This is a genomic window from Pseudomonas sp. DC1.2 (assembly GCF_034351645.1).
Taxonomy (GTDB): Bacteria; Pseudomonadota; Gammaproteobacteria; order Pseudomonadales; family Pseudomonadaceae; genus Aquipseudomonas.
In genome coordinates, this window is the sequence record NZ_CP133782.1 from 5,148,739 (window position 1) to 5,172,946 (window position 24,208).

The following is a 24,208-nucleotide window of genomic DNA, read 5'->3' on the forward strand; positions in this document are numbered from 1 at the left end:
CGGCGCAAACAGACCAAATGCCTATGGACGCCACGCAAAGGTGCGTTTACGACATGGGTTGAAATGGCTGGTCAGACACGATCCCCGAAGCGCCGACGATCCCTGGTGAGGACGAGCCTGCTCGCGATGAGGCCGTCATAGCCCGCATTGATGCGGCCTGACCCACCGCTATCGCAAGCAGGCTCGCGCCCACAGGTCAGGCGGCGAGCTTACGGAGGAGCAACAACAGCAGGAAATGCAGCGGATAGAGGGCATACGCCCAACGCCGCATCGGCAGCGGGTTGACGCTTTTGGCATGTCGCAGCAAGAACAGTCCCAACAGTGGCGCCATCAGACACGCGGCGATGCCGGCGCTCGCTGTGCGGTTGCCGAACTCCGCGGCCTCATACAGCACCGCCCATTGATTCGCTGCCAGGCACACCAGCCCTGGCAACAGGCTGAAATACCAGGGCCGACGAATCACCAGCACCATTGCCAGCGGCAACAGCACGCCGAAAAAACCGAACATCAGTTGCTCCCTGAACACCAAGGCCAGCAACACCGCAGCGACCGTTAGCACGCGCGCGGGCAACGTCGGAGACTGCCAGCCCCGCGCTACCAACAAGCCCAATGCCAGCGTCGGCATGACGTTTAATGTGCCGGGATCAGGGACATACACGCGGTAGGGGATTTCGCTCAGCGCGCTAAACAGGAGCAACAACCCCAGATAGCGCCACTGACCACGGGTCGTCACTTCACCCGCTCGCGACAGGTTCGCCGCCATCGCCAGGCAGAACCACGGAAACGCCAGCCTCCCCGGCACATAGAGCCAATCGAGGGAATAACCGATATATCGAAGGTGATCGAGCACCATACTCAGCAACGCCAGCCACTTCAGCAGGTCCAGCGCGCCGTCTCTTTGGGTCATGTGCATAATTGCCTAAGAACTCTGTATTTTTCTGACAGGCACATCGCGTGTGCTCTACGGATGATCTTCGGTAAAGTGCGCAGCATCATCGACCACAAAACTCTTCACCATAGGAGTTTTGAACACGGAATCCGGCCATGACCGACAAGAGCCAACAATTTGCCAGCGACAACTATTCCGGTATCTGCCCTGAAGCCTGGGCGGCCATGGAACAGGCCAACCATGGCCACCAACGCGCTTATGGCGACGACGAATGGACCCATCGCGCGTCCGACGATTTCCGCAAACTGTTCGAAACCGACTGCGAAGTGTTCTTCGCCTTCAACGGCACAGCCGCCAACTCGCTGGCCCTGTCGTCGCTGTGCCAGAGTTACCACAGCGTGATCTGTTCGGAAACCGCCCACGTCGAAACCGACGAATGCGGCGCGCCGGAGTTTTTCTCCAACGGTTCAAAATTGCTCGTCGCCCGCACCGAAAATGGCAAGCTGACCCCGGAGTCGATCCGCGAAATCGCCCTCAAGCGTCAGGACATCCACTACCCCAAACCTCGCGTCGTAACCCTGACTCAAGCCACTGAAGTCGGCAGCGTCTACACCCCCGAAGAAATCCGTGCCATCAGCGCCACGTGCAAAGAACTGGGCCTGAACCTGCACATGGACGGCGCACGGTTCTCCAACGCTTGCGCATTCCTTGGCTGCACACCCGCAGACCTGACCTGGAAGGCCGGTGTCGATGTCTTGTGCTTTGGCGGTACGAAAAACGGCATGGCGGTGGGTGAAGCAATTTTGTTTTTCAACCACAAACTCGCCGAAGACTTCGATTACCGCTGCAAGCAGGCCGGGCAGTTGGCCTCGAAAATGCGCTTCCTCTCGGCACCGTGGGTCGGGATTCTGGAAAACCAGGCTTGGCTCAAATACGCCAGGCACGCCAATAGCTGCGCGCAGTTGCTGGCAGAACTGGTGAGCGACATCCCAGGCGTGGAACTGATGTTTCCGGTCCAGGCCAACGGCGTCTTCCTGCAACTGTCAGAACCGGCCATCGCCGCGCTGACCGCCAAAGGCTGGCGCTTCTACACCTTCATCGGCAACGGCGGCGCACGCTTCATGTGCTCGTGGGACACCGAAGAAGAGCGCGTAAGGGAATTGGCGTCGGACATTCGCGAAGTGATGAGCGCCTGATCCAGCCCGCCCTGAGGATCGTTCCCGCACATAGCGGTGGGAACGATCAGTGGTGGTGTGTCGCCATTTCCCACTTACTTCGCGGCGCTGTCCGCTAGGCGTCCCCAGCGAACCCGCTCACCCTGGTCATTCCATTGCAAAGGAATGCGTCCATGGGCCGAAGCCGCTACACCCTCACCGAACCCGACAAGCCCCACTTTCTCACTTGCACCCTCATGGAATGGCTTCCGCTGTTCGTCCGGCCTTATATCGTTGATCACCTGCTCAACAGCTGGCGCTATCAACAAACTCATCAGAACTTGCGGCTTTACGGCTATGTCGTGCTGGAAAACCATCTGCACTTCGTCGCACAAGCCCCAGACCTGGGTAAATGCGTCAGACAGTTCAAATCCTTTACCGCCCGAAAAATCATCGACGACCTGCAAAGCAAAGGTGCAGAACGCACATTGCAGCGACTGCGCTTTAGCAAGCGCGCGCACAAGCAGGATCGGGTATATCAGTTGTGGCAGGAAGGTTCGCATGCGGAAATGGTGTACAGCGAAACGGTGATGCGCCAGAAACTGGATTACATTCACTACAATCCGGTGAAGCGCGGGTATGTAGATTTGCCGGAGCACTGGAGGTACTCAAGCGCCCGGGATTACGCAGGTATGAAAGGCCTGGTTGAGATTCAACGGTGGGACTGACATGTAATCATTCCCCTGCGCCTGGGGACGTTCCGCGTTCCGATCTCCACGCCGAAGTAATGCCGGGCATTGCTGTGACGCAGAGCGTCACCGGCTGCATTCCCACGCAGAGCGTGGGAACGATCAATCAACCGTGACGCACACCTGGGCCTCGTTCCCATGCTCCGCGTGGGATCAATCAACCATGCCGCGCACCTCGGCTCGTTCCCATGCTCCGCGTGGGAACGCCTCTGGGGACGCTCCGCGTTCCGATCTCCACGCCGAAGTAATGCCGGGCATTGCTGTGACGCAGAGCGTCACCGGCTGCATTCCCACGCAGAGCGTGGGAACGATCAATCAACCGTGACGCACACCTGGGCCTCGTTCCCATGCTCCGCGTGGGATCAATCAACCGTGCCGCGCACCTCGGCTCGTTCCCATGCTCCGCGTGGGAACGCCTCTGGGGACGCTCCGCGTTCCGATCTCCACGCCGAAGTAATGCCGGGCATTGCTGTGACGCAGAGCGTCACCGGCTGCATTCCCACGCAGAGCGTGGGAACGATCAATCAACCGTGACGCACACCTGGGCTCGTTCCCATGCTCCGCGTGGGATCAATCAACCGTGCCGCGCGCCTTGGCTGTTTCAAGGTGCGAGTTAGATGCTGTTAGAACTCGATGCGCACGTCGCCCTTCGGCACGCTGCAGCACGACAAAATAAATCCTTCGGCCTCGTCTTCCTCGGTGATCCCGCCGTTGTGGTCCATCTCGACCTCACCACCCAGCTTCATCACCTTGCACGTGCCGCAGATCCCCATCCCGCAGGCTTTCGGAATCAGCAAGCCGAGCTTGGCCGCCGCCGCATGCACGGTCTCACCCGGCGCCACACGAATGCTCTTGCCGGACGCGGTGAATTCCACCTGATGCAGGTCCGCCACGTCGACTTCCGGTGCGTCTGCGGCGATTTCGGCTTGCTCCACGGCATCGGCGCGGGCTTCCGGTGGCGTCGCACCGAAAGACTCCTCGTGATACCGGGCCATGTCGAAACCCGCCGCTTCGAGCATGCGTTTGACCGCGTTCATGTAGGGAGTCGGGCCGCAGCAGAAGACCTCACGCTCAAGGAAGTCCGGCGCCATCAGTTCAAGCATTTTGTGGTTCAGATAACCGCGATAACCGGCCCAAGGCTCTCCGAGGCCATGCTTTTCGCAGATCAGGTGCAGGCTGAAGTTGTCGATCCGCGAGGCCATGTGCTCTAGCTCGCGGTGGTAAATGATGTCTTTGGGCGAACGGGCGCTGTGGATAAACACCATGTCAACGTTGCCATTGGTGTCGTAGAACCAACGCGTCATGGACATGACTGGCGTGATTCCGACGCCACCGCTGAGGTACAGCACCTTCGGCGCGGTGAAGTCCATGGCATTGAACAGCCCAACCGGACCATGTACCGCAAGCTCTTGGCCTTCATGCAGGTTGTCGTGCAACCAGTTGGAGACCTTGCCGCCTGGCACGCGCTTGATGGTCACCGAAAAGCTGTATGGCACCGACGGCGAGCTGGAAATGGTGTACGAACGCATGATCGGCACGCCGTCGATTTCAAGCTCCAGGGTGACGAACTGCCCCGGTTTGAAGAAGAACATGATGGGCTGATCAGCCATAAAGCAGAAGGTGCGCACGTCCCAGGTTTCCTGGATGACTTTGACGCAACGGACGACGTGTCGACCATTGGCCCAGGTCTGGGTGGTTACCGGATTCAGGAAGCTATTGGACATGCTGTTCTCCACTGCCGAAGGTCGGCCTTATGTTGGCGATTCTGCGTAACGCGCGAACCACCCATTTACCTATCTGCGACATTCACATACTTATCGCGACCAGCCCCCATCTACAGGGGGTTGCGCGTCGGGAACAGAGTGGGCCATGTCGCTCGTGGATAAGGTTGCGGGCAGCGTCGGCCGCACACTCGCTTCACACAAAGACAGTTTCTTTACACCTTGCGTAGCACACCTGATTAACTATTTTTCGCCGGCCACACAGAATGGCCATGAGGATTAAATCGATGGACGTCACCGCAACCCTGAGCCTGGGCGATCCGCTTGAACCCGCACGCAAGGCCACCGCACAAATGCTGCAAGAGCGTGAGCGCACTTACTCTCTGCCGCAGCCGTTTTACTCTGACGAGCGGTTGTTTGATATCGACATGCAGGAGATCTTCCAAAAAGAGTGGTTGATCGCCGGCATGACCTGCGAAATCCCGGCCAAGGGCAACTACCTGACCCTGCAAGTCGGCAAAAACCCGATCATCGTGATTCGCGGCGCCGACGGCGTGGTGCATGCGTTCCACAACGTCTGCCGCCACCGGGGTTCGCGGCTATGCACCAGCGAAAAGGGCAAGGTCGCCAAATTGGTGTGTCACTACCACCAGTGGACTTACGAGCTGGACGGTCGCCTGCTGTTCGCCGGCACCGAAATGGGTGCTGACTTCGACATGAAACAGTACGGCCTCAAACCGGTGAATGTGAAGACCGCCGGTGGTTACATCTTTATCAGCCTGTCGCAGAACCCGCCGGCCATCGACGATTTCCTGTCGACGCTGAGCCACTACATGGAACCCTACGACATGGAAAACACCAAGGTGGCAATTACCACCACCTTGATCGAGAAGGCCAACTGGAAACTGGTGCTGGAAAACAACCGCGAGTGCTACCACTGCAACGCCTCACACCCGGAACTGCTGAAATCCCTCCTGGAATGGGATGACGTCACCGACCCACGGGCCGATCAGGGCTTCAAGGACCACGTCGCCGCGTGCGCTACGGCCTGGGAAGCCGAGAAGATTCCTTACGCCCACGCCAGCTTCGGCCTACGTAACCGCATTGTGCGCATGCCGCTGCTCAAGGGCACCGTGTCGATGACCATGGATGGCAAGCAAGGCTGCGCCAAACTCATGGGTCGCATCAAGAACCCGGACCTGGGCTCGATGCGTATCCTGCACCTGCCACATTCGTGGAACCACTGCATGGGCGATCACATCATCGTGTTCACCGTGTGGCCGATCAGCGCGCAGGAAACCATGGTCACCACCAAATGGGTTGTCCACAAGGACGCCGTCGAAGGTGTGGATTACGACGTGCAGCGCATGCGTCAGGTATGGGACGCCACCAATGACCAGGATCGTCGCCTGGCGGAAGAAAACCAGCGCGGAATCAACTCCACCGCTTACCAGCCAGGCCCGTACTCCAAGACTTACGAGTTCGGCGTGGTGAACTTTGTCGATTGGTACAGCGAGCGCTTACTAAACAACTTGGGCGCGGAACCCGCGCCGTACCTCAAAGGTGTGCCGGTGCAGGGCTAAGAACAATCGCTTCGCGAGCAGGCTCCCACAGGAGATTTTTGGCACACCGAAAATCAACTGTGGCAGGCGAGCCTGATCGCGATTGCGCCACTCATTTCACCCCATCACTTTCAAGACCGCCGCCCCGTCGCTCCTCCTTAAAACCCCCCTCTTCTTATGCACCCCCCTACCCGCACGGTAACGCCTGATGCCTGTACGAAATGTGATCTATCGCATTCGGAGCCAGGCCCACTATGGCTCTCAAGCTTTAGCGAACAACTTATCCACACCTTGACCCACAGCAATTGGGGACAAGTGCAGGCTTACAGAAAATTTTCGGCAGAGAAACCGAAGAAAATCCGTGACTTATGCAAAATCCAGGTTTTTAACAGCGATTGATTGTTTTTTAACCAGAACCCTGTAGGCCACGTTTGACGTGACTTGCAGAGGATGGTGAACACCTTATCCACAGAAGCGCCAACAGACTTTGGGGGCAACTTTGATTTCGCTGTGGAAAACCCTTGGAAACCGCGATAAATCAGGGCTTTCATAAGGTTCACGGCTGAAAAATGACAATTTGACTGTTTTTTAACCAACGAGCTGAAGCCCTTGTTTTACAAGGCCTGTAGCGGACAGCGAACATCTTATCCACAGAAGCGCCAACAGCCTTTGGGTGCAAGTATTGGCCAGCATACAATTTCACCCACCGTAAAAAGCCAGTAAAAACCGCTGGTTAGGCTGATTGTTTTTTGTACGAAGGGTTACAGGGCTTGTTTTACATGGGGTGTAGCAAGGAGCGAACACGTTATCCACAGAAGGACTAACAGCGATTGTGGGTAAATCCACAATGCGCTGACGTATAGGAGCAAAGCTTGCTTCCACCTTGTTAGATCTGTGCGGTTATCTGTTAGCGAACCACACCCTCTTCGATTAACAACTTCAGAATTGCTTCAGCGCCGGCTTGCGCAGTGACGCCTTTAAGCACCTGCCCGCCACCGCCGCTGGCCTTGGCCGTCGCGGCTTTCATCCGGTCTGCGCCACTCTTGGCTTTGATCACTTTCAGGCGTTTAGGCCGTGGTTTGGCCGGTTGCAGGGTCGCAACCGCCAACAGTTCATCATCGATGACTTCGACTTCGTCGGCTGGCAAGAGCCCACGTCGAGCCGGGCCGTAGGCGCTCTGCCGAGGCTTCGGTGCCGCGTTATCCACCGTCGCCAGAAACGGCAGCCGTACTTTCAAACGACGGCGTTGACCGCGCGGCAAGGCTTGCAGCACCAAGGCCGAATTACCGTCGATGGATTCAACTTGAGCCAGCCCCACCACCAGCGGCCAGCCAAGGCTTTCCGCCAATAGGAACGGCAGCATGCCCGAGCCTTCACCGGTTTCTGCCTGACTGCCGGTCAGCACGACATGCGCCCCGGCATCACGCAGGTAAGCCGTCAGCGCCGGCAAAGCATCGGCGCCTTCCGGTTGTTCCAGCACATGCAGCTGTTCCAGACCCATGCCCAAATAAGCACGCAACGCCGGTTCCGCGACGTCGCCGGCATGCAGCACTTGCAGGTTATCCCCAGCCAGTTGCAGGCCCAGTTCCACGGCGCGCGCGTCCTGCTCGGCGCGACGTGGGCGCCCGGAAGTCGGGTGGGCGCCGATGGACACCAGGCTGATGACGTTCGTACTCATGACCCTTTCCTTCCTTTAAGCCGCATCGCGCTTGGCGTCGTTGCGATAAACCGCTATCGCATCGATCAAGGCTTGAAGAATCCCGGCGCTCTCGCCGATTACCGACAAGTCGGCCCGTTTAATCATGTCGCAGCCAGGGTCGAGATTGATTGCCACCACCTTGTCGCAGGCGCCGATACCTTGCAGGTGCTGGATCGCCCCGGAAATCCCCACGGCCACGTAAACCCGCGCAGTGACCCACGTGCCGGACGCCCCGACCTGACGGTCGCGCGCCATGAAGCCATCGTCCACCGCCACCCGCGATGCGCCTTCGGTGGCTCCGAGGGCTTGGGCGGTCCTGTGGAAAAGTCCCCAGTCCTTGACCCCGTTGCCGCCGGAGAAGATGAACTCGGCTTCGGCCATCGGAATCGCCGCTGGGTCCACCGCCACCGCGCCCAAATCCTCGATGCGCGACAAGCTGCGCACCACGGCTGTGGATAACTCCACTGGTAGGGCTTCGTGACGGGTTTCGCTGACCGGCTCGGCGCATTCCACGGCGGCCAGAATCAAGCGAGCAACCGGACGCGCAAGGTCTTGCAGCCCAGCACCAGCGCGGCCGATGCACTGCTGATCCTTGACCTGCCAGACCCGCGTGGCCGGGCGTTCGCCCAGCGCGGCAGCAAAGCGTCGACCGAGTTCGCCCCCACCGTTGCGACTGTCCGGCAGCAACCAGTGACGCGGGTTGAACTGGTTATCCACAGCCCGCAGGCCCTGGACCCGTTGTTCCGGTGCATAACCAATGAACTCATCGCCCTCCAGCACCAGCAAGCGATCAACGCCCGCTGTGGCAAAGGCATTTTCCTTGTGTCCGCCAAAGATCACGGCTAACACCGCGCCATCATTGCCGGCCAACTGATGCGCGAGGCCGAGCAAGTCGCGGTCGTGGCTACTCAAGCGGCCACCGACCATGTCCGGCACCACGCTGATGTAAAACGCCGGCGCAGGCACTTGATGCAGCGGCAGTTGCACTTCAACGGCGGCCGAACGTTTGGTCGCCCCGCCCTGCTGTGCGCCACTGCGGTCAATCCGTTTGATGCCGTTAGGCCCGATAAAACCGATGCCATGCAGATTTTTTCGGATGACGCCATTCGGCCCCATCCAGCTATGCTGCGCCGGTTGCATCGCCGCGTGCAGCGGGTGCAGACGGTTGCGAGCAATCCATTCGGCGCGCGGGTCGCGGCGGATAATGTCGCTCATCAGTGGGCCTCCGCAGGTTCACGTTTGGCCGGGGTGCCTGGCTTGCTCGGCGCAGCATCTTCGAGCAATGCGTCGGCCACCAGTTCGGCGATGTCCTTGATCAGCGGACGCGGTTCGACCACGCCTTCGAGCATCGCGGTGCATTGTGGGCAACCCACGGCCACCAATTCGGCGCCGGTTTCACGGATGTCGTCCATGCGCATGTCGGGGATCCGTTGCTTGCCCGGAATGTCGGTGATCGGCGCGCCGCCACCGCCGCCGCAGCAGCGTGAGCGGAAGCCGGAGCGTTGCATTTCCTTCACCTCAATCCCGAGGGCGCGCAGCACTTCGCGCGGCGCCTCGTATTCACCGTTGTAGCGACCGAGGTAGCACGGGTCGTGGTAAGTCACGCTGGTGCCTTTGTGCTGGCCGAGGCTCAGGGCGCCAGCGCCAATGATTTCCGCCATGTAGGTGCTGTGGTGCTGCACAAGGTAGTGGCCGTCGAAGGCGCCGTACTCGTTTTTCAACACATGAAAACTGTGCGGGTCGCAGGTGACGATGCGGTTGAAGCGGTACTTGGCCAGGGTCTGGATATTGCGTTTGGCCAACAACTGGAACGTTGCTTCGTCGCCCAGGCGTCGGGCTACGTCACCGCTGTCGCGCTCTTCAAGACCGAGCACGGCGAAGTCGACTTTGGCCGCTTTCAGCACTTTGACGAAGGCACGCAAGGTGCGCTGGTTGCGCATGTCGAACGCGCCGTCACCGACCCAGAACAGCACGTCGACCGACGGCTTCTCGCTGAGCAGATTCAGGTTCAAGTCCGCCGCCCAGTTCATCCGTCCGCCCGGCGCAAAACCGCCAGGGTTGTCGGTGGCGATCAGGTTTTCCAGGACTTCGGCGCCCTTGTTCGGTGTCGCGCCTTTTTCCAGAGTCAGGTGACGACGCATGTCGACGATGGCATCGACGTGCTCGATCATCATCGGGCATTCCTCGACGCAAGCACGGCAGGTGGTGCAGGACCACAGGGTATCGGCGTCTACCAGGCCGTTGACGATCGGTTGATGCGGGTTACCGGCGTGTTCGCCGATGGCTTTGCCTGGATACGCACTGCCAGCGAACTTGGCGTCGGTGCCGCCGGCCAGGCCAACGACCATGTCTTGAATCAGTTTTTTCGGGTTCAACGGTTGACCGGCGGCGAACGCCGGGCACGCCGCTTCGCACTTGCCGCACTGCACGCAGGCGTCAAAACCGAGCAGCTGGTTCCAGGTGAAGTCCTTGGGTTTTTCCACGCCCAGCGGCGCGTCTTTATCGCTTAGGTCCAGGGGCTTCAAACCCGTGGAACGACCGCCATTAAAACGTTCGGCGCGACGGTGCCAAGCCAAGTGCAGGGCACCGGCAAAGGCATGCTTCATCGGCCCGCCCCAGGTCATGCCGAAGAACAATTCCGAGACGCCCCACAGCACGCCAACTCCAAGGATCGCGGCCAGCAGCCAGCCACCGAAATCTTGCGGGACAATACCCGCCACTGGCAGAGTCACCAGGAAAAACGACGCCGAGAACGCCAATAGGCTTTTCGGCAGACGCATCCATGGGCCTTTGGACAAACGGGCTGGCGGGTTGCGCCGACGCAGGTAGACAAAAATCGCACCGACGAACATCACCGCCGTCATCAACAACAGTGCATAGCCGAGAAATCGGTTATGCAGGCCAAAACCGTGCACCAGAATCGCCAGCACGATGGACGCCACCGCACCACCGGCCGTGGCCACGTGGGTGTTGGCGATGTACTTGTCGCGCGCGACCACGTGGTGCAAGTCGACCATGTAGCGCTTGGGCATGGCCAGCAGGCCACCGAGCCAGTCGACCTTCGAGGCTCGGCCACGGCGCCACATAGCCATCCGCCGCAACGCGCCCAGGACACCCAGGCCCAAGGCAGCGAACAGCAGGATTGGAAGAAGGGTGTTCAACATGTGGAGCTCCCAAAGACCTCGGGGTCTGTGATCGTCCCCACGCTAAGCGTGGGAACGATCAGTTCGTGGCTTAGAAATCCTTGCACAACCGCAACGCGTCGTAGATCGCCGCGTGGGTGTTGCGCTGGGCCACGCAGTCGCCGATGCGGAACAGCAAGTAGCCGTCACCCGGTTGGCTCAGCGAAGGCTGCGGTTTGATCGCGAACAAGGCTTCGATGTCCATCTGGCCCTTGTTGCGCGACGCTTCCTTCAGCGCGTAATAGATTTCTTCGTCCGGGCGCACGCCGTTCTCGACGACGACCTGATCCACCACCCGCTCCTCTTTGGCGCCGGTGTATTCGTTTTCCAGCACCGCCACCAACTTGTCGCCTTCGCGGTAGACCTTCTCCAGCATCATGTCGCCGGTCATGATCACTTCTTTCGGGTACATGCTGCGGTAGTACGTCGGGAACGAAGTACCGCCAATCGCAACGCCTGGCTTGATGTCGTCGGTGACGATTTCAACCTGGCTGCCCTTGTCGGCGAGGAAGTCCGCCGTGGACATCCCGGTGAATTCGCAAATGGTGTCGTAGACCAGCACGTTCTTGCCCGGCGCAACTTTGCCGTCAAGGATGTCCCAACTGCTGACCACCAACCCTTCAGCCGCGCCCCAGTGTTCGTTCTGCTCCAGGAATGGGTGGCCGCCAACGGCGAGCACCACCACGTCCGGACGCAGGTCGAGAATGGCCGCCGCATCAGCCGCCACGCCCAGGCGCAGGTCGACTTTCAGACGCGCCAGTTCCAGCTGGAACCAGCGCGTGATACCGGCGATCTGGTCCCGTTGCGGGGCTTTCGAGGCGGTGGTGATCTGCCCACCGATGAATTCTTTCTTTTCGAACAGGGTTACGTCATGACCCCGCTCGGCCGAAACGCGTGCCGCTTCCATCCCGGCAGGACCGGCACCGACCACTACGACTTTGCGTTTCACACCGGTCGATTTCTCGATGATGTGCGGCACGCCCATGTATTCACGGGAGGTCGCGGCGTTCTGGATGCACAGCACGTCCAGGCCTTGGTACTGACGGTCGATGCAGTAGTTGGCACCGACGCATTGTTTGATCTGGTCGATCTGGCCCATTTTGATTTTGGCGATCAAGTGCGGGTCGGCGATGTGGGCGCGGGTCATGCCGACCATGTCGACGTAGCCGCCCTCCAGAATGCGCGTGGCCTGGTTCGGGTCTTTGATGTTCTGCGCGTGCAGCACCGGAGCCTTCACCACTTCTTTGATACCGGCCGCCAAGTGCAGGAAAGGCTCCGGTGGATAACTCATGTTCGGGATCACGTTAGCCAAGGTGTTGTGGGTGTCACACCCCGAGCCGACCACGCCGATGAAGTCGAGCATGCCGGTGTCGTCGTAGTACTTGGCGATCTGCTTCATGTCCTCGTGGGACAAGCCGTCCGGGTGGAATTCATCACCGCACAGACGGATACCGACGCAGAAGTCCGGCCCCACTTCAGCCCTTACCGCCTTGAGCACTTCAAGGCCAAAACGCATGCGGTTCTCGAAGCTGCCGCCCCATTCGTCAGTGCGTTTGTTGACCCGTGGGCTCCAGAACTGGTCGATCATGTGCTGATGCACCGCTGACAGCTCGACGCCATCAAGACCACCGGCCTTGGCGCGGCCAGCCGCCGTGGCGTAGTTGCCAATCACGCGCCAGATTTCTTCCGGCTCAATGGTTTTGCAAGTCGCGCGATGCACCGGCTCACGGATACCCGACGGCGACAACAGGGTTGGCCAATGCTCGCCGTCCCAACGGGAACGTCGGCCCATGTGGGTAATCTGGATCATGATCTTGGCGCCATGTTTGTGCATGGCATCGGCCAGGTTCTGGAAGTGCGGGATGATCCGGTCGTCGGCCAGGTTGACCGATTTCCACCAGCCTTGTGGGCTGTCGATGGCCACACTGGAGGAACCGCCGCAAATCGCCAGGCCGATCCCGCCCTTGGCTTTCTCTTCGTAATACTTGACGTACCGGTCGGTGGTCATGCCGCCGTCGGTGGCGTACACCTCAGCGTGCGCGGTGCTGAGCACGCGGTTACGGATGGTCAACTTGCCGATTTGAATCGGCTGAAACATTGCTTCGAAAGCCATGGCAGGTTCCTCGACTTACAACGGCTTGACGGTGAACAAGCCGTCGTCGTGGCCTTCTTCGGAGCCACCGTAGACTTGTTCGGCAACGGTGCGCAGATGGCTGCCGCGCGCTTGCAGAATCTGGTCCATGGCACCGGCAAACCAACCCGTGAACATGTAGTCAACCTTGCGCCCGACCTTGCCGTACACGTAGACGAACGCCGAGTGTTCGAGCTTGACGCTGGCCGTGCCTTTGTCGAGGTCGATGTCCTGGATCTTGAACAGGCCCCAGCCGCGTTGCGACAGGCGCTTCATGTAGTGTTCGAACACCGCAACGCCTTCCAGGCCATGGCATTCAGCTTCTTTTTCACACCAGTGCCAGGCGGATTTGTAGCCGGCCTTGTAGAGGATTTCGGCGTAGGCCTCGCTGCCCAGCACTTCCTCGATGCCCATGTGGTTGTTGACGAAGAAGTGACGCGGCACGTACAGCATTGGCAGGGCGTCGGAGGTCCAGACACCGGTTTCGCTATCGACTTCGATGGGCAATTGCGGGGCGATTTTAGCCATGGAAATTTAACTCCAGAAAATTCGTGGTGTTGCCCCCGGCGCGGACGGGCGGGGGAAAGGATTCTTCAGATGCGGTGGCTTATTCGCCCCAGACGTCTTTCAAGACATTGACCCAGTTCTCGCCCATGATCTTGCGCACCACGCGCTCGGAGTGGCCGCGCTTGAGCAGTGTCTCGGTCAGGTTCGGGAACTCGCCAACGGTGCGGATGCCCAGCGGGTTGATGATCTTGCCGAAGCTGGTCAGACGGCGGGCGTAGCCCTTGTCATGGGTCAGCATTTCGAAGAAATCCTGACCGTGACCCTGAGTAAAGTCGGTGCCGATGCCAATGGCGTCTTCACCAACGATGTTCATGGTGTATTCGATGGCTTCGGCGTAATCGTCGATGGTCGAATCGATGCCCTTGGCGAGGAACGGCGCGAACATGGTCACGCCGACAAAACCGCCGTGGTCGGCAATGAACTTCAGTTCTTCATCGGACTTGTTGCGCGGGTGCTCTTTGAGACCCGACGGCAGGCAGTGGGAATAGCAAACCGGCTTTTTCGATTCGAGGATGACTTCTTCAGAAGTCTTTGAACCCACGTGGGACAGGTCACACATGATGCCGACGCGGTTCATCTCGGCGACGATTTCGCGACCGAAGCCCGACAGGCCGCCATCACGCTCGTAGCAACCGGTGCCAACCAGGTTTTGAGTGTTGTAGCACATCTGCACCACGCCAACGCCGAGCTGCTTGAAGATCTCGACATAACCGAGTTGGTCTTCAAAGGCATGGGCGTTCTGGAAACCGAAAATGATCCCGGTCTTGCCCTGCTCTTTAGCTTTACGGATATCCGCAGTGGTTTTCACCGGGATCACCAGGTCGCTGTTTTCGCGAATCAGCTTCTGACTCGCGGCAATGTTGTTGATGGTGGCCTGGAAGCCCTCCCACACCGATACGGTGCAGTTGGCTGCGGTCAGACCGCCCTTGCGCATGTCTTCGAACAGCTCACGGTTCCACTTGGCGATAATCAGCCCGTCGATAACGATGCTGTCGGCGTGCAATTCGGCTGGGCTCATCAGGCAGTCCCCTATTAGCGATTCATGCGCCGAATCGTATGCCGGCGCTTTGGGGCCAGCATATGCCTCGGTGCCTTGGCAGCCGGGTGCAAAAACGACAGGGGAATTGCCGAAAGCGTCAATCCACGACAAAGGGCATCAACAGGGTGCATTAACCCATCTGTTCATTACCGGGCGCATGCGCCAGAATTCGCCGCATTACTGGATTTTCACTGGAATAAAGGGGCGGCGACGCAATGAAATCGATCTTCCTGGCTTTGGCTCTGATAGCGACCGGCGCACAGGCCGCCGATGAGTCAGACAACAACCCTTGCGATGCAGTCGAAAACGACGTCCAGACCCTGGAATGCTCGCTTTACAGCAAAACCACCGCAGAACAACTGCTTAAGGAAAACTTCGAAGGTTTGCTGGAGCGAATGAAGACCCAATACCCCGACAACAAAGCGCAACTGACCGCGCTCACGGGTCAACTCCTGAACGCCGAACAGCTCTGGATCAAATCACGCGACGCCGACTGCGCCATCGCGCCGTTCCCCGCCGCCGTGGGCAGCAAGGCCTACAACATCGACCTGAACGACTGCCTGGCGAGCAAGAGCGACGAACGGTCGGAGTTTTTGGAGTCGATCGGACAGGAATAAGCCGGGTTAAATCGTTAAATATCATTAAAAAGGATTTCATATGTATTACCCACGCGAAGCGGAAAGGGATTTCCTCTACACGCGCGCCACGCTGCTGTTTTTGGCCACGCTGATACTGTCACTGATGCTGAGTTTTTCCATAAACCGGGGTGCACCTTTTGCACTGATAAAGGCGGCCCCCGTAGAAACCCTCGGGCACATCATCCAACTTGAAAGCCTCGGCCCCCCAGCTTCAAGCACCAACGTGTATTACGCCTTTGAACACGAAGGCCAGCGCATAGAAGGTAGGGTGAACAACAGCAGCTACGTCGAAGACCCTGGTTACGAAGTGGGCAGCCTGATCCCCGTGGTGTACTCAAAATGGTTCCCGACGGTAAATAACATCAAGGCGAACCTGAAATCGAGTTCGCCTGACTTCTACATCATGAGCGTAAGCATCGGTTTGATGATTTTGTTCTCGGTACTGATGTTCTGGACGGCGCTCCAGATCTATCAGCATAAAGAGGAAGACCGGCATTATTGATCCTCACCACTCAGCCCCCTCTCAATAGGCAATTCATGACTATCTGCGGCATCGAAATCAAAGGCAGCGAAGCCATCATCGCCGTCGCCACTCTGGACAACCAGACGCTGACCCACCTTGCCTTGGCCACCAAGAAAATCGCGCTTGAAGACGACGATGAGGCGGCCAATGTCAAAGCCTTCGCGGCCCAGGTAAAGGCCTTTGTGCAACAAAATGCGATCACGCGCATCGCCATCAAAAAGCGCAGCAAGAAAGGCGAATTCGCCGGCGGCCCGACCACGTTCAAGATTGAAGGCGTGTTCCAGTTGCTGGACGGCGTTGAGGTGACGCTGCTGTCGCCGCAGACCCTCAATGCACAGAATAAGAAGCACAACTTTGAGCTGCCGGCCACGCTGAACAAGTATCAGCATGAAGCCTTCAAGGCGGCGTGTTCGGCGTTGGTAAAGAAGTAACTAGTCGGTTTTACGCGCTTTGAGCCAATCCCCGAAGGATTTATCTTCCAGGGCATAGCCACCTCGACTCGACTTCCACACCAGCTCCTTGTCGCGCAGGGCATCTATACAGGCCTGAATGGTCTGGGTGCCCGGCACCACGTCGCTGCCCATATCCTCCAGCGCTTTGCTGACCGCCGTGAGGGTGCTGTCGGTGAAGGGCGCAAAGGGTTCGTTGTTCCGCGAACGCTCCACCATGACGTCGAGTACGGCGCGCTGTGGGAGGGTGAGGGCGTTCCAGGCGCTTTCGAACTCAGTCCACACGCCTGCGCGCAGGAGTTCGGCACGGCTGTGCAGCAGTTGGCCCAGATTACTTGCCTCACCCAACTCCAGCGCTACTTCACCAATGATGGTGCGCAACATCTCGGGGCGACGGCCCACCAACTCAAAAGCTTCGTCTATATCCGCCGCATTGAATTGGTTGGTCTTGGCCAGGTGAGCATTCAGATGCAGCGTGTACGCCTGGGTGAACTCTTTACCCAGCAAGGGGAACGGCGTGATGCTGGAACCAAAGAACGGCTGGCTTTTGCCAAGGACCAAATGCGCGAGCTTGTCGCGATTCGAGCCGGTGAACACCAGGCGCAAGCCACTGCCTTCGCCTTCACGGCCTTGATTGAGCTGATCCCGCGCAGCCTTTAGGGCAAACATGGCGTTGATGCCTGCTTCGGTGGTCAGCGCGTGCTGGGCCTCATCGATCACCAGCACCACGGTTTTGCCAGCTGCGCTGTGAAGCAACTCCAACGCTTGCGTAAGGGTCGCGCCCGAGGGCAACTGAGGCTTGGTGAAATCCCAGGACAACGTGCGCAGGAAGCTGAGTTTTTCGATGCCGATGTTCTTGGCCAGTTTGCGGATACCCTTTTCAAAGGGCACCAAGGCACCGGCAATTGCGCTGGCGATCAGGTCGGCGGGGTCTTTCTCCTTATCGGCCCACAGGTCGACATACACCGTCAACCAACCCCGGGCCTGGCATTGCGGGATCAAATCTTCGCGCAAAAAAGTGCTTTTTCCGGTGCGACGTGGCGCCGCGAGAAACAGGCCAGAGGTGAAATCCTGAATACCGGCCCCCACCAAGCCGTCGGCAATACTGCTTGCCAGGGTGGGACGGCGGAATACAAAGCCGCTGTGCTTAGCCATGGTTTTATACTCAATTATTGAAATGACTATAAATTATAGTTATTAGTATAATTTACTATAATTAACCGTCAAATACCTCCCGTCGCCGATCCTCTCTCGGGCACTTGGCAAACCGCGCCCGATAGCTGCGGGTGAAATACGACGGTGATTCAAACCCGCACGCAATGCTCACCTCGAGCACGCTCATGTCAGTCTGGCGCAACAACTGCCTGGACTTCTCCAGCCGTAACCGCAGGTAGAAATTGCTCGGGGTGTCATTCAGGTGCAGGCGAAAAAGGCGCTCTAACTGACGCCGGGTCACGTTGATCGACTCCGCTAACGCCAGCGTGCTGAGCGGCGGCTCGCTGTGCTGTTCCATCTCGCCAATCACATGAACCAGCTTTTTGTTGCTGATGCCATAGCGCGTGGCGACCTCCATGCGCTGGTGGTCTTTGCGCGGGCGGATGCGACCCAGTACGAATTGTTCACTGACCTGGATCGCCAGCGCCGGGCCGTGGGCCTGGGCGATGAGGTCGAGCATCAGGTCGATGGAAGCAGTGCCGCCCGCCGAGGTAATGCGCCGGCGATCGATTTCGAACAGCTCCTGGGTGACGCTGAGCTGTGGATAAGATTCCTTGAACGCGTCGATAGCTTCCCAGTGCAGGGTCAGCCGATGGCCGTCGAGCAAGCCGGCTTCGGCAAGGATGAAGCTGCCGGTGTCGATGGCGCCGAGGGTCACGCCTTCGTGGTCGAGCCGACGCAGCCAGTGCTCCAACGCCGGGGTGGCGAACTTTAGCGGTTCGAAACCGGCCACCACCAATAGCGTCGCGCCTTTCTTCAGCGGTTCCAGCGCAGCGTCTGCGTTGAGTGACATGCCGTTGCTGGCCAGCACCGCACCGCCGTCGGCGCTCAGCACATGCCAGCGATACAACTCGCCCCGAAAGCGATTGGCGACCCGCAGCGGCTCGATGGCCGAGATAAAACCGATGGCTGAGAAACCCGGCATCAACAAGAAGTAGAAATCCTGGGACATGGAGCGCACTCGATTGGCAGGTAACGAGAGGGCGGGCAGCGTGTGGACGTTGATACGCCTGTTGTCGACGGCATTCAAGGGCTCAGGTCGCTGCAGTGCAAGAGCGGGTCGCCGCAGTGCGCTTTCACGAGACTTGAGCTGCGTAACTTGGCATCACCGACGCACGAAGACGTCGGGACTCACAATCACCACCTGCCGAGGAACCCACCATGAAACGACTGATCAGCAGCTGCGTGCTCGCACTCAGCGGTACCGCTTTATTGAGCGCCAGTGTCATGGCGGCAGAACCCGCGGCGTGCCAGAGCGTGCGCATGGGCGTGGTCAACTGGACGGACGTGATCGCCACCAGCGCCATGACCCAAGTGCTGCTCGATGGCCTCGGCTACAGCACCAAACAAACCAGCGCGTCCCAGCAAATTATCTTCGCCGGGATCCGCGACCAGCGCCTGGACCTGTTTCTCGGTTACTGGAACCCGCTGATGACCCAGACCATCAGCCCGTTCGTCGACAGCAAGCAGGTCAAAGTCCTGGAAGCCCCCAGCCTCAAAGACGCCCGCGCCACGCTCGCCGTACCGACTTACCTCGCCGACAAAGGCCTGAAAACCTTCGCCGACATCGCCAAGTTCGAGAAAGAACTGGGCGGCAAGATTTACGGCATCGAGCCTGGCTCGGGCGCCAACACCCAGATCAAGGACATGATCGCCAAGAACCGGTTCGGTCTGGGCAAGTTTCAGTTAGTGGAGTCCAGTGAAGCCGGAATGCTCTCGGCAGTGACCCGCGCCACCAAACGCAACGAGGCCATCGTGTTCTTCGGTTGGGCGCCGCACCCGATGAACGTCAACGTGAAGATGACCTACCTCACCGGCAGCGAAGGTGCCTTGGGTCCGAACGAAGGCATGGCCACTGTCTGGACCGTCACCGCACCGAAATACGCCGAACAATGCCCTAACGTCAGCCGCTTGCTGAGCAACCTGACGTTCACCGCCGCCGACGAAAGCCGGATGATGCAGCCGCTACTGGATCACAAAGACGCCTTCGAGTCGGCCAGGCAGTGGCTCAAGGACCACCCGCAAGACAAGCAGCGCTGGCTCGAAGGGGTGACCACGTTCGATGGCAAACCCGCCGCTGACAACCTGCAACTGACCAGTAAATAAACCTGATTGAACCACCGCCTCGCAGCCCGAACGGGCTGCGAACAGAATCGCCACGCCTGAGCCACAGCCAAGCCACACCTAAAATTCTCGCCTGCAAGGAAACCGCCTCATGAACCACGACGTCATCATCACCTGCGCACTCACCGGTGCTGGCGACACGACCGCCAGAAGTCCACACGTGCCGGTCACCCCTAAACAAATCGCAGCCGCCGCCGTGGAAGCTGCCAAGGCTGGCGCCACCGTGGTCCACTGCCATGTTCGAGACCCGCAAACCGGCAAATTCAGCCGCGACGTGGCGCTGTACCGCGAACTGATGGAACGCATCCGCGAGGCGGACGTGGACATCATCGTCAACCTCACCGCAGGCATGGGTGGCGATCTGGAGATCGGCGCTGGCGAAGACCCGATGGCGTTCGGCCCGAACACTGACCTGGTCGGCCCGCTGACCCGACTGGCCCACGTCGAAGCCTTATTACCGGAAATCTGCACCCTGGACTGCGGCACGCTGAACTTCGGTGACGGCGACACTATTTACGTCTCCACCCCGGCCCAACTGCGCGCTGGCGCCAAACGCATTCAAGAGCTGGGCGTGAAGGCTGAACTGGAAATTTTCGACACCGGTCACCTGTGGTTCGCCAAACAAATGATCAAGGAAGGCCTGCTAGACGACCCACTGTTTCAACTGTGCCTGGGCATTCCCTGGGGCGCGCCGGCCGACACCACGACCATGAAAGCCATGGTCGATAATCTGCCGACCAACGCGGTCTGGGCCGGGTTCGGCATCGGTCGCATGCAAATGCCGATGGCCGCACAAGCGGTGCTGCTCGGTGGCAACGTGCGGGTCGGGCTGGAAGATAACTTGTGGCTGGACAAAGGGGTTCTCGCGACCAACGGCCAATTGGTTGAACGCGCCAGCGAAATCCTCAGCCGCCTCGGCGCCCGGGTTCTGACGCCGGCTGAAGGCCGGGCAAAAATGGGCCTGACACAGCGCGGTTAATCACCCACAACGCTTTCCAATGGTGGAAGCGATCCGGCTCGCGAAGAGGCTGTCACCTCCCGCATCCGTGCAAACTGACACTGCGCATTCGCGACCACGCCCGCCCCCACAAGGGACCACCGAATTCATTCAGGAAGTTGCCATGACCTTCATCACCGAAATCAAAACCTTCGCAGCGCTGGGCAGCGGTGTCATTGGCAGCGGCTGGGTCTCCCGCGCCCTCGCCCACGGCCTCGATGTCGTGGCCTGGGACCCGGCGCCCGGCGCCGAAGCGGCCTTGCGCAAACGCGTCGCCAATGCCTGGGGCGCGCTGGAAAAACAAGGCCTGGCGCCTGGCGCATCGCAAGATCGGTTGCGCTTTGTCACGACCATCGAAGCGTGCGTGCGCGACGCCGATTTCATCCAGGAAAGCGCGCCAGAACGGCTTGAATTGAAACTGGAACTGCACGCAAAAATCAGCGCGGCGGCCAAGCCCAATGCACTGATCGGCTCCAGCACCTCGGGGTTGCTGCCGAGCGAGTTTTACGAAGGTTCAACCCACCCGGAACGCTGCGTAGTCGGGCACCCGTTTAACCCGGTATATCTGTTGCCGCTGGTGGAAGTGGTCGGCGGCAGGAACACCGCGCCGGAAGCCATTCAAGCGGCGATCAAAGTCTATGAGTCCTTAGGCATGCGCCCGCTGCATGTGCGCAAGGAAGTGCCGGGGTTTATCGCCGACCGCTTGCTCGAAGCGCTGTGGCGTGAAGCGCTGCACCTGGTCAACGACGGCGTGGCGACGACCGGTGAAATTGACGATGCGATTCGCTTTGGCGCGGGGTTGCGGTGGTCGTTCATGGGTACGTTTTTGACCTATACCCTGGCGGGCGGCGATGCCGGCATGCGGCACTTCATGGCGCAATTCGGCCCGGCGCTACAGTTGCCGTGGACCTATTTGCCGGCACCGGAGCTCACCGAAAAGTTGATCGACGACGTGGTGGACGGCACCACTGAGCAGTTAGGTACACACAGCATCTCGGCGCTGGAGCGTTATCGTGATGACTGTTTGCTGGCGGTGCTGGAGGCGGTGAAAACCACCAAGGAAAAGCATGGAATGGCGTTTAGCGAATAACCCTCCCCTCTGATCGTTCCCACGCTCTGCGTGGGAACGATAATGCCCGATCATGCCCGGAGAGCATCATGCCCACCCTCACCACCTACCAAACCACAATTATCCCGGAATGGGTCGACTACAACGGCCATCTGCGCGATGCCTTCTACCTGCTGATTTTCAGCTACGCCACCGACGCCTTGATGGATCGCTTAGGGCTCGACAGCAGCAACCGCGAAGCCAGCGGCCACTCACTGTTCACCCTCGAACTGCACCTCAACTACCTGCACGAAGTGAAGCTCGACGCGGAGGTCGAGGTCCACACCCAAATCATCGCCCACGACCAAAAACGCTTGCACCTCTACCACAGCCTGCATGGGGTGGGCGCTGACAAAGAACTGGCCGGCAACGAACAAATGTTGTTGCACGTCGACCTCGCTGGACCGCGCTCCGCGCCGTTCAGTGAGAAGACCTTAAGCGCTTTGCAAGTGATCGTTGGCGATCAGGCTGACTTGCCCGCGCCAGAACTCATTGGCCGGGTCATCGCGTTACCGCCGCCCAAGTAGGCGCCTGTGGGCGCGAGACGGCCGCAATCCGCAAACCCCTTGGCTGATAATTCACCAGCAAAAAAAAGCCCCGATCAAGCCATGACAGGATCGGGGCACGGGGTACTGTTGAAGCACTGTTGCAGCGAGGGTGACCAAACCTTCGTGAAGCCAACTGAGCCCAGTGTGCCCACTCCGCTCTCAGACGAGTTAGCCGAAAACGACCTGTTCATAGGTAATGCAGCCACGGCGACAAATCGCCCTTGCCGTTCCCTCACGCCCCTACCAGAATCGAGCGCACGACACCGTTCCCTGAAGAAGGATTGCGTCATGATGCACGCCGATTTGATTGACCAGGAAGACCTGCTGGGCCAGCTGAAGTCGTTGGGGTTTCAAGTGCCGAACGGCGCCACCGCCGAGCAGGCTTGCGAGTGTGCTGTGCGGGGTTTGAACGATGAGCGGGCGATGACGCTGCGCACCATGGTCAAGCAGATGTACACCAGCAGCGCGACCATTTTGCCGGCAGTGCGCCAGGCGATCGACAAGCAACTGCTGCCGGCATTGGCGCAGTACCAGCTCAGTCATAACGCCTGACAGATCCCATCCCGAGCAGGCTCACGCATTTGACCCGGCGCGCCCAAGGGAGCGCGGTCAAATGCGCTAGCCTGCTCGCGAATGAAGGCGCCTGGGCCTAGAGCCTTACGCTAGCAAAAGTCGATTCATTGCGCGCCTGACTCAAGGCCGACAATGGACCGGACAACGGCGACAGCACCAATGCTTGCGGCAATGGCAGCATCGCTACCTGCTGCGTGGTGTTGGAACCGACGCGCTCGTCGCGTGGCGGAATGCCGAAATATTCGCGGTAACACTTGGAGAAGTGCGGGGTGGAGACGAAGCCGCACACCGACGCCACTTCGATGATCGACATCGGCGTTTGCTTGAGCAGTTGCCGAGCGCGAATCAGGCGCAGTTTCAGGTAGTAACGGGACGGCGAGCAGTGCAGGTATTTCTGGAACAGCCGCTCTAGCTGACGCCGCGACACGGCGACATACACCGCCAGTTCGTCGAGGTCGATCGGCTCTTCAAGGTTGGCCTCCATCAGCGCGACGATTTCCTGCAACTTCGGCTGATTGGTGCCGAGCATGTGCTTGAGCGGCACACGCTGGTGATCCTGTTCATTACGGATACGTTCATAGACGAACATCTCCGAGATCGCGGCAGACAGCTCACGGCCGTGATCGCGGCTGATCAGGTGCAGCATCATGTCCAACGGCGCGGTGCCACCAGAGCTGGTGAAACGGTTGCGGTCGAGGGTAAACAGACGCGTGCTCATGGACACCCGCGGGAAGGCTTCCTGCATCGAAGCCAGGCATTCCCAGTGAACGCTGCAATCGAAACCGTCCAGCAGGCCCGCGCAAGCCAGCGCCCAACTGCCTGTGCAGACGGCGCCGAGGCGACGTGACTGGCGCGCCTGGCTTTGCAACCACGACACGTGTTCGCGGGTGACGGTGCGCTGGATACCGATACCACCGCACACAATCACGATGTCCAGGGCGGGAGCTTTTTGCATGGCGCAGTCGGGGGTGATCTGCAGACCGTCACTCGCCCAGACCTGACCGCCATCGACAGTGAGAGTGGTCCAGCGATACAGCTCGCGACCGGACAATTGGTTGGCCATGCGCAGGGGTTCTACTGCGGAGGCCAGAGAAATCAGCGTGAAATTGTCCAGCAGCAAAAAGCCGATGGATTGAGGCGCACGGTTCTGGGGTTGGGCCCCGGAGTTGAACGACGTCATCGCGGTATCTCCTCACACAAAGCGGATGATGGCCTCAGGCGGAGGCTCTTGTTATGGCCATCGTTCTCGCGTGGGAGACGGGCTTTGTAATGACAGAGCAATTGCCATGCCTGAAATTGAATGAGCGTTCAATAACTCCTGAAAACGACGCCGTGGCGTG

At 59.3% G+C, this 24,208-nt stretch carries 22 protein-coding genes; 11 read left to right on the forward strand and 11 right to left on the reverse strand.

What is annotated here, in order from left to right; translation table 11 throughout:
* Positions 1–196: 196 nt before the first annotated feature.
* Positions 197–913, reverse strand: a complete 717-nt coding sequence (locus RHM68_RS23400; RefSeq protein WP_322219347.1) for a TraX family protein — start codon at positions 911–913, stop codon at positions 197–199.
* A gap of 131 nt (positions 914–1,044) precedes the next feature.
* On the opposite strand from RHM68_RS23400, the gene RHM68_RS23405 reads away from it, so the two are divergent.
* Together RHM68_RS23405 and RHM68_RS23410 are read left to right on the forward strand one after the other, a co-directional pair.
* Complete coding sequence (locus RHM68_RS23405; protein WP_322219349.1) at positions 1,045–2,085, forward strand: low specificity L-threonine aldolase; 1,041 nt, start codon at positions 1,045–1,047, stop codon at positions 2,083–2,085.
* A 152-nt stretch (positions 2,086–2,237) separates the two neighbouring features.
* The gene (locus RHM68_RS23410; protein WP_322219351.1) at positions 2,238–2,771 is read left to right on the forward strand and encodes an REP-associated tyrosine transposase; all 534 of its coding nucleotides are present in this window, start codon (positions 2,238–2,240) and stop codon (positions 2,769–2,771) included.
* Between the two features lie 644 nt (positions 2,772–3,415).
* Here the strand turns inward: RHM68_RS23410 and gbcB are convergent.
* Positions 3,416–4,516, reverse strand: coding sequence for a glycine-betaine demethylase subunit GbcB (gene gbcB, locus RHM68_RS23415; protein WP_322219353.1), 1,101 nt, complete (start codon positions 4,514–4,516; stop codon positions 3,416–3,418).
* Positions 4,517–4,800: 284 nt separating this feature from the next.
* Between gbcB and gbcA the strand changes: the two genes are divergently transcribed.
* Positions 4,801–6,096 carry a glycine-betaine demethylase subunit GbcA gene (gbcA, locus tag RHM68_RS23420; RefSeq protein WP_322219354.1) on the forward strand — a complete coding sequence of 432 codons (1,296 nt, stop codon included), beginning with the start codon at positions 4,801–4,803 and terminating at the stop codon, positions 6,094–6,096.
* Positions 6,097–6,982: 886 nt separating this feature from the next.
* On the opposite strand, the gene RHM68_RS23425 is transcribed toward gbcA, so the two are convergent.
* The 6 genes from RHM68_RS23425 to RHM68_RS23450 form a co-directional block, all read right to left on the reverse strand.
* Positions 6,983–7,753 (reverse strand): electron transfer flavoprotein subunit beta, encoded by a 771-nt coding sequence (locus RHM68_RS23425; RefSeq protein ID WP_322219356.1) that lies wholly within the window; start codon positions 7,751–7,753, stop codon positions 6,983–6,985.
* A gap of 15 nt (positions 7,754–7,768) precedes the next feature.
* Positions 7,769–8,989, reverse strand: a complete 1,221-nt coding sequence (locus RHM68_RS23430; RefSeq protein WP_322219358.1) for an electron transfer flavoprotein subunit alpha/FixB family protein — start codon at positions 8,987–8,989, stop codon at positions 7,769–7,771.
* Entirely contained in the window at positions 8,989–10,938 is a 1,950-nt protein-coding gene (gene dgcB / locus RHM68_RS23435; RefSeq protein ID WP_322219359.1) for a dimethylglycine demethylation protein DgcB, read from the reverse strand. The genes RHM68_RS23430 and dgcB overlap by 1 nt, the downstream gene beginning before the upstream one ends.
* A gap of 70 nt (positions 10,939–11,008) precedes the next feature.
* Entirely contained in the window at positions 11,009–13,069 is a 2,061-nt protein-coding gene (dgcA, locus tag RHM68_RS23440; protein WP_322219361.1) for a dimethylglycine demethylation protein DgcA, read from the reverse strand.
* Between the two features lie 15 nt (positions 13,070–13,084).
* Positions 13,085–13,615, reverse strand: coding sequence for a DUF5943 domain-containing protein (locus RHM68_RS23445; RefSeq protein WP_322219363.1), 531 nt, complete (start codon positions 13,613–13,615; stop codon positions 13,085–13,087).
* Positions 13,616–13,694: 79 nt separating this feature from the next.
* On the reverse strand, positions 13,695–14,672 hold the full coding sequence (locus tag RHM68_RS23450; RefSeq protein ID WP_201198385.1) for a dipeptidase: 978 nt from the start codon (positions 14,670–14,672) through the stop codon (positions 13,695–13,697).
* A 236-nt stretch (positions 14,673–14,908) separates the two neighbouring features.
* On the opposite strand from RHM68_RS23450, the gene RHM68_RS23455 reads away from it, so the two are divergent.
* From RHM68_RS23455 to RHM68_RS23465, 3 genes are read left to right on the forward strand one after another with little or no spacing between them, the layout of a single operon-like run.
* Positions 14,909–15,310, forward strand: a complete 402-nt coding sequence (locus RHM68_RS23455; protein ID WP_322219366.1) for a lysozyme inhibitor LprI family protein — start codon at positions 14,909–14,911, stop codon at positions 15,308–15,310.
* A 40-nt stretch (positions 15,311–15,350) separates the two neighbouring features.
* The gene (locus RHM68_RS23460; protein ID WP_322219368.1) at positions 15,351–15,833 is read left to right on the forward strand and encodes a hypothetical protein; all 483 of its coding nucleotides are present in this window, start codon (positions 15,351–15,353) and stop codon (positions 15,831–15,833) included.
* A gap of 35 nt (positions 15,834–15,868) precedes the next feature.
* A complete protein-coding gene (locus RHM68_RS23465) occupies positions 15,869–16,285 on the forward strand; it encodes a DUF3010 family protein (RefSeq protein WP_322219370.1) in 417 nt (138 codons plus the stop codon).
* Here the strand turns inward: RHM68_RS23465 and RHM68_RS23470 are convergent, their stop codons facing one another.
* Complete coding sequence (locus RHM68_RS23470; protein WP_322219372.1) at positions 16,286–17,458, reverse strand: AAA family ATPase; 1,173 nt, start codon at positions 17,456–17,458, stop codon at positions 16,286–16,288.
* A gap of 61 nt (positions 17,459–17,519) precedes the next feature.
* The gene (locus tag RHM68_RS23475; protein ID WP_322219374.1) at positions 17,520–18,470 is read right to left on the reverse strand and encodes a GlxA family transcriptional regulator; all 951 of its coding nucleotides are present in this window, start codon (positions 18,468–18,470) and stop codon (positions 17,520–17,522) included.
* A 209-nt stretch (positions 18,471–18,679) separates the two neighbouring features.
* Between RHM68_RS23475 and choX the strand changes: the two genes are divergently transcribed.
* The 5 genes from choX (at position 18,680) to RHM68_RS23500 (ending at position 22,847) form a co-directional block, all read left to right on the forward strand.
* Positions 18,680–19,624 (forward strand): choline ABC transporter substrate-binding protein, encoded by a 945-nt coding sequence (gene choX, locus RHM68_RS23480; RefSeq protein WP_322219376.1) that lies wholly within the window; start codon positions 18,680–18,682, stop codon positions 19,622–19,624.
* Positions 19,625–19,733: 109 nt separating this feature from the next.
* The gene (locus RHM68_RS23485; RefSeq protein WP_322219378.1) at positions 19,734–20,621 is read left to right on the forward strand and encodes a 3-keto-5-aminohexanoate cleavage protein; all 888 of its coding nucleotides are present in this window, start codon (positions 19,734–19,736) and stop codon (positions 20,619–20,621) included.
* 142 nt (positions 20,622–20,763) lie between these two features.
* A complete protein-coding gene (locus tag RHM68_RS23490; protein WP_322219380.1) occupies positions 20,764–21,729 on the forward strand; it encodes an L-carnitine dehydrogenase in 966 nt (321 codons plus the stop codon).
* A gap of 68 nt (positions 21,730–21,797) precedes the next feature.
* Positions 21,798–22,274: a thioesterase family protein gene (locus RHM68_RS23495; RefSeq protein ID WP_322219382.1), complete on the forward strand. Its 477-nt coding sequence runs from the start codon at positions 21,798–21,800 to the stop codon at positions 22,272–22,274.
* A 309-nt stretch (positions 22,275–22,583) separates the two neighbouring features.
* Positions 22,584–22,847: a hypothetical protein gene (locus RHM68_RS23500; protein ID WP_322219384.1), complete on the forward strand. Its 264-nt coding sequence runs from the start codon at positions 22,584–22,586 to the stop codon at positions 22,845–22,847.
* Positions 22,848–22,944: 97 nt separating this feature from the next.
* Here the strand turns inward: RHM68_RS23500 and RHM68_RS23505 are convergent, their stop codons facing one another.
* The gene (locus RHM68_RS23505) at positions 22,945–24,048 is read right to left on the reverse strand and encodes a GlxA family transcriptional regulator (RefSeq protein ID WP_322219386.1); all 1,104 of its coding nucleotides are present in this window, start codon (positions 24,046–24,048) and stop codon (positions 22,945–22,947) included.
* Between the last annotated feature and the right edge of the window lie 160 nt (positions 24,049–24,208).